General features: G+C 48.3%; 12 protein-coding genes and 1 pseudogene. 1 reads left to right on the top strand and 12 read right to left on the bottom strand.

The window, feature by feature from the left end; all coding sequences use genetic code 11:
• Window positions 1-140: 140 nt before the first annotated feature.
• From AC3RCI_RS07410 to AC3RCI_RS07370, 9 genes and pseudogenes are all read right to left on the bottom strand, one after another.
• The gene (locus AC3RCI_RS07410; protein ID WP_492528277.1) at window positions 141-497 is read right to left on the bottom strand and encodes a hypothetical protein; all 357 of its coding nucleotides are present in this window, start codon (window positions 495-497) and stop codon (window positions 141-143) included.
• A gap of 125 nt (window positions 498-622) precedes the next feature.
• A complete protein-coding gene (locus tag AC3RCI_RS07405; protein ID WP_492529840.1) occupies window positions 623-1,207 on the bottom strand; it encodes a chloramphenicol phosphotransferase CPT family protein in 585 nt (194 codons plus the stop codon).
• A 188-nt stretch (window positions 1,208-1,395) separates the two neighbouring features.
• The gene (locus tag AC3RCI_RS07400) at window positions 1,396-1,878 is read right to left on the bottom strand and encodes a hypothetical protein (RefSeq protein WP_492528275.1); all 483 of its coding nucleotides are present in this window, start codon (window positions 1,876-1,878) and stop codon (window positions 1,396-1,398) included.
• A gap of 20 nt (window positions 1,879-1,898) precedes the next feature.
• Window positions 1,899-2,399, bottom strand: coding sequence for an NUDIX hydrolase (locus tag AC3RCI_RS07395; protein ID WP_492528273.1), 501 nt, complete (start codon window positions 2,397-2,399; stop codon window positions 1,899-1,901).
• 363 nt (window positions 2,400-2,762) lie between these two features.
• On the bottom strand, window positions 2,763-3,491 hold the full coding sequence (locus tag AC3RCI_RS07390) for a hypothetical protein (protein ID WP_492528271.1): 729 nt from the start codon (window positions 3,489-3,491) through the stop codon (window positions 2,763-2,765).
• Between the two features lie 64 nt (window positions 3,492-3,555).
• Entirely contained in the window at window positions 3,556-4,122 is a 567-nt protein-coding gene (locus AC3RCI_RS07385; protein WP_492528269.1) for a histidine phosphatase family protein, read from the bottom strand.
• 481 nt (window positions 4,123-4,603) lie between these two features.
• On the bottom strand, window positions 4,604-6,613 hold the full coding sequence (locus AC3RCI_RS07380) for a B12-binding domain-containing radical SAM protein (RefSeq protein ID WP_336780972.1): 2,010 nt from the start codon (window positions 6,611-6,613) through the stop codon (window positions 4,604-4,606).
• A 507-nt stretch (window positions 6,614-7,120) separates the two neighbouring features.
• On the bottom strand, window positions 7,121-9,001 hold the full coding sequence (recQ, locus tag AC3RCI_RS07375) for a DNA helicase RecQ (protein WP_492528267.1): 1,881 nt from the start codon (window positions 8,999-9,001) through the stop codon (window positions 7,121-7,123).
• A gap of 338 nt (window positions 9,002-9,339) precedes the next feature.
• Window positions 9,340-10,169 (bottom strand): annotated as a pseudogene (locus tag AC3RCI_RS07370) (Rpn family recombination-promoting nuclease/putative transposase).
• Between the two features lie 276 nt (window positions 10,170-10,445).
• On the opposite strand from AC3RCI_RS07370, the gene AC3RCI_RS07365 reads away from it, so the two are divergent.
• Entirely contained in the window at window positions 10,446-10,970 is a 525-nt protein-coding gene (locus tag AC3RCI_RS07365; protein WP_492528265.1) for a DUF5412 family protein, read from the top strand.
• Between the two features lie 235 nt (window positions 10,971-11,205).
• Here AC3RCI_RS07365 and AC3RCI_RS07360 read toward each other — a convergent pair whose 3' ends face one another.
• The 3 genes from AC3RCI_RS07360 to AC3RCI_RS07350 are packed head-to-tail and all read right to left on the bottom strand — an operon-like array spanning window position 11,206 to window position 14,608.
• The gene (locus AC3RCI_RS07360) at window positions 11,206-12,336 is read right to left on the bottom strand and encodes a glycosyltransferase (RefSeq protein WP_492528263.1); all 1,131 of its coding nucleotides are present in this window, start codon (window positions 12,334-12,336) and stop codon (window positions 11,206-11,208) included.
• Window positions 12,337-12,390: 54 nt separating this feature from the next.
• Entirely contained in the window at window positions 12,391-13,137 is a 747-nt protein-coding gene (locus AC3RCI_RS07355; RefSeq protein ID WP_095360488.1) for a class I SAM-dependent methyltransferase, read from the bottom strand.
• Window positions 13,124-14,608, bottom strand: coding sequence for a nucleotide sugar dehydrogenase (locus tag AC3RCI_RS07350; RefSeq protein WP_492529838.1), 1,485 nt, complete (start codon window positions 14,606-14,608; stop codon window positions 13,124-13,126). The genes AC3RCI_RS07355 and AC3RCI_RS07350 overlap by 14 nt, the downstream gene beginning before the upstream one ends.
• Window position 14,609 lies beyond the last annotated feature (1 nt).

Here is a 14,609-nt window from a genome sequence, read left to right as displayed (position 1 = left end):
ACATTCTCTTTTTCCTCGTAACACATTTTCACTCTCTAAATACAAAAGCACCTCCAGATCGAGCTTCATATCGTACGATAGAAGTGCACGCTCTCGGAGGTGTTCTATTCATCTCACATTTTTAGTCGTACACCCTTATACTATTTCTCTGTATACTTGTTGTTATAGGCAATGAAATATTGGGATGTAGAATCTTCCACGGCAATCATATCCTTAATATTTTTGTTATTCATTTTAAATAGCCTTGTACCTACTTTATATGTATTCGAACTTATAGTATTCGCCTCATTAAGATCTCTCTCATTGGTTGAAGATACTTCTATCTCGCCTATTTGTTCAGCTAGTTCATCTTCTGTAACGGTCTCATTACTTGTAATGTAGACTTCATTCTTTATTTTTATCATTTTATCTGAAGCAAAACTTCCAGACGACGATGAACACCCGAATAAAAGTAAAATCAAAGAAATGAAAGGCATGAATAGAATTTTTCTTTTCATATTACCTCACCTCCACATATAGACTAAGGCCCCTATTTCTAGGAACCTTGTTGTAGTGCGTTAGAAGCTCTATGCTAAATAATATAAATTGAGGTTTCTCCGCCAAGACGAACGTTTTATCTCCTTCAGTCTCTTCTACTCAACTTCTTAAATGCCGAGAATTCCTGCTCGGAATTGATATAATCTAATATCTTTGCCGCACAGTCCGCTGAACTGAGTTCTTCCGTATTCACTTCAAGATCATATTCATCATAGGCATATATGTAGTCAAATTGGGAATGGGCAAGTCCAATCGCGCGATCTCCCCTGCTTTGCTCTCTTCTTGTGAGTTCTTCCTTGGAGCAGTGCACGCCCACAAACAATATCGGATAATCTGAAAGCAAATCATAAAAACCGTTAAACCACTTGTCATTGGTAATAACCGTATCCACAATGACATTCAAACCCATCTCCGAAAACAGTTTAATGGTTGAATAGAACAATGAAACAATCGGGTCAAAAAGGATATCTGTCATCACATGAGGTTCCAATTCTCTTGTAGGTTTCATATCCGGGTATGTATTGTCGATAAACTGGTCATAATTCTGGAAAAATTGATCTACAGACAAATGATGTAACGGAATGTCTCCATGCTTTTTCATTTCCACCGCGATACTTGTCTTCCCCGAACTTGACGTTCCGTTCAAAAATATAATGAGTCCTCGTTCCACATGAATCACCCTCACGTATAAGATTGGCGTATCTTTCAGAAACATGTTCCCGTATCCTTGTGCTGGGGTAGCCAGCACAAGTTGAATCAAGGCCCTATGCCTGCAGCTTGAATATGATGTTATGTGTAGTTAGCTACCTTTTCAACAGATTTACATATTCTTGCTCAATGGTTAGAATGCAGCGGACATTAAGCTCCACTTTCTTTATCGAGGCTTACATTAAACGAAGCTGGTATGGGTTTTTGTCCAGAATCATTGGGTATCAGAATAATTTCAACCTTTAGATTTAGAGAATCAGGCAGATTGTTTTCATCTATATTCTCAAAACCAACAAAGTAATAGTGCTTTTCGTCCAGTTCTATCAGACCTCCACCTGTTGAGCCAGAAGTTGAAATTAAATTCCCGTCATTATAAAGCTTACAAGAAATATTATATTCCTTCAGACTGAACCCTTTCACTTCATATCCAACCTTGATTTCATTTTCGGTGTAATTTGCATTTCTTAAATTAATCGTACCACCATCAACCATTTGGGTCTGAATCTCAATATTTGCGTTGGGCATCTCTGGTTTTCTTAATAAATATCCCACTCTAAAATACCATATCGTCACCAATACAATTGCAACAAGAACAATGATAGCAATAATATACTTTCTTTCTTTTATATACACATTGATTACTCCTTACATCTTCAGTCTCCTTTGAGTTCTTTTCCAAACCTGTGCTTCAAATAATATATTATCCCTGCGCGATCCACATCTGAGAACTGTCTTGGATCATCGATCATGCGATCATAGACCTCATCAATCGTTCTCCAGCCGATATTTGTCGTTTCGTCACCCTCTTGCAAGAGCTCTCCCTCCACCTGACATATAAAATACATGCCGATTGAATCCACAGGCCCTTTAATAGTTTGATATACGCAATACGGCTCCAAACATTCAACTTCAAAATTCGGGTTGATCCCACATGTATCTATTCGCTTGTGACTACCTTTTACGGCTACAACGGTCAAACCTGTCTCTTCATATACTTCTCTTCTCAATGCATCTATGATGGATTCGTAAAGTTCCAATCTGCCGCCCGGCAATTCCAATGACTCCTCATTCTTTTTATTTCGAGTTTGAATTATGATTTCTGTTCTATCCTTATCTTGGCGTTCAATAAAAGCTCTGGCATTAACATAGAACATGAATGATTCTCCTTTAGTTAATGTCTTCATATCAAAGGGTTCATGAACATTTAAGTGTGTAAAACATAATGTGTAAACCTTATTTTCCCCATCCACCCTTTAACTTTTCAGCAATGTATAACTGCAAACTGTGGATTTCCGAACAAACCTCTTCTTCCTCAGGTGTATTCCCATATTCCCCAAGCCAACGGGGTGTGTTGATATGCCACTCGTTTGACCTATATTGTTTACGATTCCGATACTCTATCATATGGTTCAAGAGATACTCCAGAGAGCCGAAGGATTGCTTACTTCGATCGTTGACTATGATTTGTATTTTTCCAATGATCACCTGTAACATGCGTTGGATATATTCTTCTGTATTCATGAGCGTCTACCAATAAATAGCTTACTCTGAGTCCAATGTAGATTATAGCCATAACGATATAACTCAAAGTATGGATACAGGCAGTCTTCTGCCTCCTGCAGACCTTGATAGCGGGGCCACTGCAAGTAATAGGCTACCCAGTAATCGCATGCGATGGAATAGTATGCTTCACTCAACAGCTCGATATTTTCGTTATAATCGCTGCGCGAGCGAAGAAGGTCTCCAAGTGCTTCGTAAACGACCTCACTATCCTCTTCGTCCGCACCTTGAATCAATCTTTGCTCTAACTTGCCAATTTCGCCTGGCTGTAATACAACAACTTCCCTCATACATGATAAAGCTCTGAATGCTTCCTTAGCTGCGTCCGCCGGTTCGTCATCCTCCGGTACCTTGGAGAACAGGAGCTTCAATCTTTGGATTAACTCCTCCCCCAGACTACGCAATGTGTCCTCAGAAGCATCCTCATTCCCACCATTGAAATAACCTGGCACATATTCGCCGGCGAAATCCTCTGGGTTCAACATCTCATAGAGCGGACGTATTCTGTCCAGAAAACGCTGACCGTCTGGAATCGGCTCAAATACTCGTTCAACCCCTGCTCCCGTTGGCATAAACCACTGAAATAATCCATAGAAATGGTCTGCTTCAACCTCATCATTATCTTCTGGCTCAAATTCGTCTCCGCCCATCGCTAGTAAATAGCGGCCATATTCCTGTTGTTCCATCCATACCATCCCTCTCTCAGTTCAACCCAATGACTACTCTCTCTACCTACCAATTACCTTTACCCTATGCTTCCCATAACCTTGTCACTTGCTTTAATTCCATCCCTTCAAATTCAAGCTTATAGATATCAGGTTTGCTGGTTTGATTAGAAAAATCAAAGCCGTAGCTTGCATCAAAGTAATTCATTATCAACGTCATGACATGTCCGTGCGTACCAATAGCTACCTTTTTCCCCTGGTATTCTTCTAGAATTTGCTTGAACACATATACAGCTCTATTCTGGCAAACCGTATTAGACTCGCCTCCTGGTAATGCATAATCAGGGTCTTCAAACATTCGCTTCGAAGCAGGCATAAATTCTTCATCCCTAATATGATCATCTGAAAAATGCCTTTCCCGAAGGTCCTCCATAATATGAATGTCTAATTCCAATGCTGTTGCCAGCCCCTCCAAGGTTAAGACAGCCCGGGCATACGGACTTGAAAAGATGGTATGTATTCCTTCGTCCTTTAATATTTCTGTGATTTGGGCTGCATCCCCTTTGCCCTTCAAGGTAAGTCCTCTCGTTCTTTCCGTCCCTTCCGTATACGGTGATTCCGCATGCCTAACCATATAAATGGTGGTTTTCATATGCCCCTCCTTGAAACCTTCTGACTTATATAATTAAAATTACAATAATTTTCCGATATGTGTATAGTAGAAAATGAAGCAATATTCTTGGAAGGAAACTACATATAACCGAAAGGATGAGAATCGAAATATTGGGAGGTAGTAGAATGCCAGAATATTTAGGTTTTCATCTCTTTCTGTGTCTAGGTATCCAATGGAGTAAAATACGTTATATCCACCCAAATCCTAAATTACAAAAAAGGAAGGCTCTTCTTCATCCCCTAGGGAATCAGACGGCCTTCCGATGCTTACAGAACATATAGTTGTTGTAAAAGGTAAAGATTAGCGCGGCTTGTGTAATGGCAAGCCGCGTAAGGGTGAGGTGCTGCTCTCATTCGGGCAGCACCTTATGGGGAAGCGCCACGACCGCAAAGCCGTGGCGCTTCTTCTGCTGCATGACGCCAATCCGGCGGCCTATGCAGCTTTTTCTTGGCCGCTGCACCTACATAGCAGCGGCTTCTTCTCCCAGCGGCAGCGTGTAATACTGCGCCTGCTGGTCTTCATGCTGCTGGTATACAACAACCAGCAGCGTCCGGCCTTTCGCGGCAAGCGGGCTGGCGCCAGCTAGCACACGCTCAAGCCGGAACGGAAGCACGTCCAGTACGGCGTGCTTCTGCAGTTCCTTTTCGCCGAGACGAAGGTCGGCGAAAGCACGGGCACCCATGACCGTCTGTGCGGTCATGGCCGAGGTCATCGGCAGCGCACGCGAAGCGCTGCCGTCCCCACCGTCCGCCGCTCCATCCGCGGCGGAACCCGCAGCTTCGCTGCCGATCACACCCGCCGCATCTGCGGCAGAGTTTTCCCCGGCAGCAGCCGAACTTGCCGCAGCGGCACCTGCACCCGTGCCGCTGCTTTCCAGCCATGCCGTGCCTGCGGCGCCGGCAACGCGCGGCAGACGAACGTCTTCGGGACGTTCAGCCAGCGTTTTCATATAGAGCGCCCACTGATCCTTCTCCAGCGCATCGTCCCACCAGATTTTGCGTGGTTTGTATTTGTGGCCAAGGAAATAATCCAGCTTCATCAGGCCGAGCACGATATCCATATGTGGCGTGTTCCGCGATTCCAGGAAGCTGTGCAGACGGGTGAACAGATCTTCGAGCTGGTGACCGATCTTCTGCCAGCCTTGACCCTCCCAGTAATCCCCGAACGCCTGGAAGAAATCAAATGGCGAGTCAAATTCCTGCTCCATCAGATACTTCAGCGTATGGTCCATCCGGTGTGCGTTCCAGTATTTCTCCAGTACATCCTCCAGCCGCTTCAAACGCACGATGTCGCTGAATGGCAGCACGTCACTGCCCAAAATCTCATACGGCGCATGATCCATATACGTGTAATTGTACTTTTCCGCATCCAGACGAAGACCCGTACCACGAAGCATTTTGAGGAATCCAAGCTGAAGCTCTTCCGGCCCCAGAGCAAAGACATCATTAAACGTCTTACGGAACGTGTTGTAATCTTCCTCCGGCAGTCCGGCGATGAGATCCAAGTGCTGGTCGATTTTCCCGCTGGCTTTTACCTTGTTCACCGTACGGCTCAGCTTGGCAAAGTTCTGGCGGCGTTTCACCAGTTCATTCGTCGGATCATTCGTGGACTGCACCCCAATTTCGAAGCGGAACGTACCCGGCGGTGCATTCTCAGCCAGATAATCGAGTACCTCCGGACGCATGATATCAGCCGTAATTTCAAACTGGAACACTGTCCCCTGATGATTCTCGATCAGGAATTTGAACATCTCCATCGCGTAATCGCGCTTAATGTTGAATGTTCGGTCCACGAACTTGATCAGCTTCGCACCCTTCTCAATCAGATACAGAATGTCCGACTTCGTCCGCTCAATATCGTAATACCGCACGCCGACCTCAATACTCGACAGACAGAATTGACAGCTGAACGGACAGCCCCGGCTGGTCTCAAAATAAACAACCCGTTTCCCGAGATCCGGGATATCCTCTTCAAAACGGTGCGGTGACGGCAGATCGTTCAGATCCGCCTTCGGCCGTCCTGGCATGAGAATGACCTCTTCCCCTTTGCGATACGCGAGTCCATACACAAAGTGGAACTTCTTGCTTCCCTCCAGCTCCGTCAGGAGCTGATGCAGCGTCTCTTCCCCTTCACCCATGACGATGAAGTCAACATTGGGAATCCGGTTCATCCAATATTCCGTGTCGTAGGACACTTCCGGCCCGCCCAGCAAAATTTTCACGTCAGGCATAACCTTTTTCAGGTTATCAATGACCTTGATCGTCTCTTCAATGTTCCAGATGTAACACGAGAATCCAATCACGTCTGCGCCGCGCTGGTACAGGTCAGACACAATATTCATGACTGGATCCTTGATCGTATACTCCGCCAGCTCAATATCAAAATCCTTCTCACTGTACGCCTTCAGACACCGCAAAGCCAGCGAGGTATGGATGTACTTTGCATTTAATGTAGAGAGAATAACCTTCATGGTTCACAACCTTTGCCTGGACACCCAGACCATATTTTTTGGTAAAAGTAAAACGCCACAGCCATCCAGCCCCGGATGCTGTTCATGTAAACCTATATCGACACCCAGAATTGGATGCTGTTCGTGTTAAATCTCTATAAATAGCCATTCCATGTATCATGGACATATTCACATTTTGTCTTTTAAAGGGTGGACACCCTTTTCAAAAAGATGTCTACTCCCCGGGTCCCTCCAATCTACTACATATTGACCCATGGACACTCATCGGAACCATATCCTGTGTAAGCCAACAATCGCTTTCTTCAAAGGCAATGTCCACCTTATGAGGGACAATCTATCTCATTTCGTCCACCATATAAAGACACTCGAAAAACTTCAACCCCATATAGCCTCGCCAATAACTGGATTCAAGTTCTGTTCACGATCCACAATCCACGATTCGCAATCAAAAATCAACATCCATCATTTCATAAGCACCGTTCTGGAATTGAAACCTTGCCCTTTTACTTACTCATACTCGTAAAAGGCATCATCATCCGTATCCACTTCTTCGCCCGTCTGCTTCTGGAAGAATTCAAGGAATGGCAGACCGTACTTGCGGTACTTGACCTCACCGACCCCTTTAATCATCAGCATGTCACGTTCCGTCTGCGGACATACCACACTCATCTCGCGAAGCGTTGCATCATTGAAAATAATATACGATGGCACATGCTCCTTCGCCGCCAAATCGCGCCGGATTAGGCGCAGCTGCTCGAATACCGTCTCATTGACCGCCGATGGCATCGCATCGCGACCCCGACGTCCGCCATAGTTCGTACCCGAAGCCGTAGCCGCTGTCTTGCGCACCACACGCTGCATCACTTCACGCTGGCCTTTCAGCACTTCCACCGCCAGCGGCTGTAAACGCACGACCGGATACTGGCCCTCGGACAGCATCAGATACCCTTCGGATACCATGACGTTGATGATTTCGGCAATTTCACGTTCCGTGCGGTTACCCATCACGCCATAGGTCGGCAAGGAATCGAAGCCGTACTCCAGTACTTTCTTGGCACGCGAGCCCTTGAGCACTGATGCCACCAGAGACACGCCGTACCGCTCACGCATGCGGTGAATGCAACTGAAGATTTTCTGCGCATCAATTGTCATATCCACCAGCTCGCGGTCGTCCGTACAGGAACTGCAAATGCCGCATGGCTTGTCCTCATGTATCTCACCGAAATAATCCAGCTGCGCACTGCGCAAACAACGTGTCGTGTAACAGTAGTCCACCATCTGCTGCAGCTTCCGGTAATCGTTTTGTTTGCGGTCGCCCTCCATTGGGTTCTGCTCGATCAGAAACTTCTGGGTGATAATGTCCTGCGCTCCGAACAGCAGAATGCATTGACTCGGCTCTCCGTCCCGTCCCGCACGTCCGGCTTCCTGTACATATGCCTCCATGTTCTTCGGCATGCTGTAATGCAGCACGTAACGCACGTTGGATTTATCAATTCCCATCCCGAATGCATTTGTCGCGACCATTACCCGGATATCATCGTACAAAAACTGCTCCTGGCTCTGGGCCCGTTCATCATCCGTCATCCCCGCATGGTAGCGCCCTGCAGGCAGACCTGCCTGCAGCAAACGCTGATGCAGATCGTCCACGTCCTTACGGGTCGCGGCGTACACAATCCCCGGCTCGCTGGCATGCTCACGCGCGTAGTTCAAAACAAAATCCTTCTTGCTCTCGCCGCGCAGCACGCTAAACGCCAGATTATCCCGCCCAAGTCCGGTCACATAGGTCTGCGGGTCCTGCAAACGCAGCAGCCGCAGAATATCGCCCATGACCTCGGGCGTTGCCGTTGCCGTAAAGGCCGCAACCACCGGCCGCTCCGGCAAACTGTCCACAAACGGCGCTACCGCCAGGTAGCTTGTCCGAAAATCATGGCCCCACTGTGATACACAGTGAGCCTCATCCACAGCCACGCAGGAGATGGGCAGCTGCCCCATCTCATCGCGGAACCAGTCCAGCTCCAGTCGCTCCGGCGCGACATAGAGCAGCTTGAGCTCACCGTGCTGCGCCGCGCGGATGCGATCATTCACTTCTTTGCCGCTTAACGTACTATTAATATAAGCGGCGGCAATACCGGCGGTCGTGAGCGCATCGACCTGGTCCTTCATCAAAGAGATGAGTGGGGAAACGACCAGCGTCAGCCCCGGATATAACAGAGCAGGAATCTGATAACAGATCGACTTCCCGCCCCCGGTAGGCATAATACCCAGCGTATCTTCGTATTCAAGCAGGCTGGACACGATCTTTTTTTGACCCTCGCGAAAGTCGGGATAGCCATAATATTTTTGCAGGAGACCCTGCGCTTCTTCTAAAGTTGGTGCTTGCACACTCATGTAAAGACTCCTTACTTGTCACTGGTGTTCATCCACCAGCTTGGTCCCATCCGATTCTGACATCCGAACACGGCACCATTGCCGCATCCTTGACAACAAAATGGCGTTCTCATGACTTGTCCGTCAAGCAAAACGCCGCTCTCTTTAGTTTAACGGGCCAGCCCCGAATGAGCAACCGCGTTTTACTGTAAAACGTTTGAAGTACTTCGCCAAAACAAAAACAACCGTTTATCCTGTTTGGACAAACGATTGCTTTTTCGTTATGAACGAACCACACTCATATCCCGTCGGTATAATCAATTGCACCAATCAGCTCGTGTGCTCATTGTAATCCAATGCTAATCTTTCAGCGACTCAATTTTGGACTCCGACAGGCCACTGGCTTTCGCGATAACCGAAACTTCAATTCCTAACGAAAGCATATTTTTTGCAATTTCAAGAGCCTTTTTACGTTCTCCTTTTTCCGTAGCCCACTCAATCATCGAGGCTTCGTCATGCAAATACTTTTGCCGCTCTTCATACAAACGACGCGCCTCTCGATCCTGACTTAAAAACTCCAGCGTATCCATTGCTTTCTTCAACGTAGGTTCATTCATTTGCAGCACCTCCCAATTGGATTTGTCGGCACCTTTCAGGAACAAGAGCCAGTTGATCAGCCCACCTTCCATCGGGACGGATTGATCGTCCAGTTTGGACAGTTCCATAAAATGCACTTCAAGATCATCACTCAGCTCAAGTCCGGTATGGTCTTCTCTAAGGTGAAACACATTATGATAGCGCTCGTTCGCAATAAACGAGTAATTTAGAATATTGATGGTGACGCACTTCTTAAGTACCTTATAGGTTTGACCCTCCTGCAGCTGGCTTGAGTAACGCTTGCTCCAGTAATATAGTGTACGCTTTTCAATATCGTATTTATTAAATAACTGCATTTCAATATTAATTAACTTGCCTTCCGCTGTTTTCGCCCAGATATCAAATATAGACTGTTTGTCTAGTGGAGCATCTTTATCGGTATACGGATTGAGAAGTACTATCTCCGTCAGCGGCTGTTCACCGACTCTGCAAACGTACGGTTCAAGAACACCAGCAGGACATCTTTATTTTCTTCACTGCCAAAAATACGCTTGAAAACAAAATCGTTCCGAGGATCGAGCAAATCAGACATCTGACTATCAACTCCGTTTCTTTTTATTATACCATGCCCTATAAGACTATTTGCAGGATGTACACTATAAATTGCTTACCTACATGTTTACTGTTGGTGCTCGTAAATATAAGAAAGCAGGATTTGCACTTATGCACTGCATATAGGATATTTTTAACTTCATTGTAATCATTAAAACAATCCCTGTGCTATCATTATTTAATGCAGCTTTAACTGATTCATGAATTAAACACCTACATATCCATGTCATTTGACTCCAAAGGAGGCAAAACATCAATGGAACGACATCATCAGGCTAATTCGAGGCCATCCACAACCAAGTCCCGCAAGCTCTGGATACGCAGACATCCCATCCTCACGACATTCACCTTACTGATCTTCATACCGTTATTCATGCTCGTCGCCTATTTCAACCTCCGTCCTTACGTCTCGACATTTGACCGTTCCGAACAGGGAGAACTAAGCTATTCCATGCCCTCTCAGAATGGAGAATATACGGCTGAGATTTACGGTGTACCTTACGGCGGTGCAGCCGGTGGAGTAACCATCTGGGTGGATGTGAGGAAAACGAATGATTTGGATGCCTCCCGTGTGAAAACCATCTATCGCGCCGCGCATCACGGGAATAACCATCTGGAATGGGAGAGCGAATATACACTTCGGATCGAAAACTGGAGTGAATACTCGGATGAGACCATGACCCTCAACATCGACGACGAAATCTATGATGGCCGAGGCTGGGCCTGCAAAAGCCTGCGCATGAGGGACCAGTATGTTCGGTGTTTATCCCCCGAAAAATAAAATCCAACACAAAAGCAGCTCTGCTCGCCAAAGTTCTAGGCAAGAGAGCTGCTTATTTCACTTCTATTAACCTATCCTTGCCTTCACGACTGTTCTAGCTCCACTATCCATACAGTTTTTTAACCACAAGACTGTTCATCGTTAAGCACAAAACGCATTCCACTGCTGACTCTACACTAACTCGTTATTCTTCTACTATAGAACTCTACCCAAACTACTGAAATGTCTGTTCCTTCTACTTCCGAGACTGCGCTTCGTCCGGCTCTTCCCGATTACGAATCTCTTTGCGTAAAATGGCTTCCAGCTTCTGACGATTATCCAGCAAGCCAGGATCGCTCGGCAGATACTCCCGGGCTTTCGTGTTATGCATAAGTGCCTGTTCCCAATTGCCCAAATGGGCATAACAGAGGGATAAACGCGCATGCGGCAGCCAGGTGTGGCAGGCTGTGGGTACTGGGCGCAGACCCGTGTCGCGGCTGCTCACATCTACAGCCTGCATATACCAGTAGATGGCTGAGACCAGCTCCTGCCGTTCATGAAAGCAGGACGCGATGGCACAGCAGAAATCCGCATGCGGCAGATCGTACTGGAACGACTGCAGCAGTGCACCCAGCTTGCGTCCTGGCTGACCCAGCCGCTCATAGCACTCTGCGAGCCGCGCACAGGCAATGAGCCGATCCTCGCGATAGCCGCTGGGCTGCTCCAGCAGCTTCGCGTACCCGCGAGCCGCCGCCGCATAACGCTGGCGGTCATAACATTCGCCTGCATAGTAGAACAGCAAGCGACCCTGGGCTGCGCCCTCTTCGGCGATCCATTTGCGCAGAATGCGCACGTTACGCGCCGAATGATGGCCCGCTTCGCGGCGGTGCGTGACGGCAATGTCTGCCGTAATGACCCCACTCGCCGGGAAGCTGAGCTGCTCGTGCAGCCGGCCATGCCAGCGGCACCCGGCATCCCGCTTGACCAGGCGAAGCCTGCGGTCCGTCACAAGCGGACTTCCCTCCGGCCCCTCGGCCAGCGTATAGTTCAAGATCACAGCTGCCGTCTCCCCCTCGGACGGCAGCTGCTGCTTCAGCTTCTCCAGCTTCGCCCGTTCCGCTGGCAGCAGCACATCATCCGCGTCCAGCCACAGGATATATTCCTGCGTGGCCTGGTCGAAGGAGTAGTTTCGAGCCGCGGCAAAATCATCCGCCCACTCATACGTGAAGATCCGGTCGGTATACTGCGCAGCGATATCCATCGTACAGTCGGATGAACCGGTATCCACAATGACGATCTCGTCCGTGATTCCGGCTACCGAATCCAGACAGCGCGCAAGCGTGCGTTCCTCGTTCTTCACAATCATGCACAGACTGATGGTGATCACGTTCCCGTGCTCCTTCCTGTCGTACGCGTATTTCGTTGGTTCTTCCTTCACCCGTTACCCTTCCGCATTCTCCTGACGACGAAGCCGCTTCACCTGCTCCACCGCTTGATCCAGCGCCTTCTTGCGCAGTTTCATCAGGCGAAGATGGTTCTGCTCGACCTCGGCAAAGTGCACATGATCCAGCTGCATCCACTCCGTCACTTGTTTCAGGGTTGGCGACATATGCAGCTGCGTTTTCCGCCGCTTGCGGGCCACGCAACATAAATATTTATGATGAACCTCCAGTTTCAAGACTTCAAAATACGGCATCAGGCACATCGCCAGGTTACCTGCATAGAACGTCTGCTTGTGGTCATAGAACGGATGATAACCATACGGCACAGTTACGATCAGCGTCCCTTCCTCCTGCAGCAGCCGGTGAACCTGAAGCAACAATGTCTCCGGATGGGCAAAATGCTCCAGCACTTCTCCGAGCAGCACGGTATCGAAGGTGGTTTTTACTTTCCACTGCGTAATGTCCAGCATGCGAAAATCCACATTGTTCCGAACAGGTTTGGACTCTTTGGCGAGTTCTGCCTGCGCATACCGGATACTCTCTTCTTCCAGATCGACCCCTGTTACACGAAACCCCTCACGCGCCAGTAAAATAGAGGTAATCCCCTGACTGCATCCAACGTCCAGAATTCGTTTACCGGTTGCTTCCCGGCACATCCAGTGGATACGGGTCCGGGTGGCTTCATGGGAATCTTCCGAGTTGATCTCGCCATAATATCGTTCACTTACCCGATCATGATTCGCCATGAGTATCCCCCGATTTCTCTTGAAGATGTGCAGGTTCTTCCTTGACTCCACCCTGAACTTCCGCTGTGTTCGGCAGCACATGTTCCTTTTGTTCATCTTCTGTCTCTGGCACTTCATTCACTACCCGGACACTTTGCACCGATGTTCCCTCAGGCCGATGGGGCTGTCCCAGCACCACAATATGGCCTCCATGGCACCCGGCTGTTGCATTCCGAGTATCGAAAATGAGCTTCGCATGATCCGCCATTTCCTGATAATTGAAGCCCGAATGGTCGGTCGTGATGATCACCAGGTCGGCCCAAGCCCACAAGCCCGGCACAGCAGGCTGAGACTGAAGCACAGAGCCATCATCCTTGCGGAAGACCGGTACCATCGGATCTGTGAAAACAACCTCTGCTCCCGCTGCGCTCAGCAGGCGGAAGACGTCCAGCGCCGGCGATTCACGCAAGTCGTCGACATCCTTCTTGTAAGCCATGCCTGCCAGTACAACGCGTGCTCCCTGAACCCGCGTACCCGCCTGTTCCAGCAGTGCTGCTGCACGCTGAACCACACGCTCCGGCATCTGCCGATTGGTCGCGTCTGCGAGTGTGATGAATTGCAGATCTGATCCCTGCCGGTTAGCCGCCCAGGACAGATAGATGGGGTCAATGGGGATACAATGTCCACCGATGCCTGGACCCGGATAGAACGGCATATAGCCAAACGGCTTGGTTGCTGCCGCATTCAGCACTTCCCAGATGTTCACGCCCATTTGTTCACAGGCAGGCGTGAGCTCGTTCACCAGCGCAATATTGACGCTGCGAAATGTATTTTCAAACAGCTTCGCCGTTTCGGCCACGGTCGTTGAACTTACTGGAACAATCTCATTGAGAAATGAGCCATAGAATTCTTTACCATAAGACAGGCAGGCAGGTGTTGATCCACCGATAATCTTCGGGGTGTTTTTTACACCATAGTTTACACTGCCCGGGTCCACCCGTTCGGGAGAATAACAGACATACAATTGTTCGCCTGTTCTCCAGCCTGTGGCTGCTTCAAGCGGCTGCTTCACATGCTCCTCCGTTGTGCCGGGGTACGTCGTGCTTTCCAAAATAACCAGGCTCCCCTCCTTCAAATAAGGAGTCATGCCATCCACCGCTGCAGCAATATATGAAATATCCGGCTGATGATCAGCCGTCAGCGGCGTAGGCACACAGATAACAATGACATCTGCCTGCGTTACTGCGGCATAATCCGTACCGGCTGTAAACAACCCGGCTTGGGTTAGTGATTGTATGATCTCGTCTTCAATTCCAATGACATAAGAATCACCCGCACGAAGTCTTGCCACCTTGAAAGCATCTATATCGATCCCGTGAACGCGATAACCGGCATGTGCCATCTCCACCGCCATGGGAAGTCCAACATAACCAAGACCAATCACGACGGCTTTCAGGGAGCGGCTGTTTATTCTGTCTTGCATATGATCCACT

The organism is Paenibacillus sp. MT124 (assembly GCF_058792755.1).
Note: the sequence above shows the minus strand (reverse complement) of the source record. Positions and strands in the feature narration are given on the sequence as shown.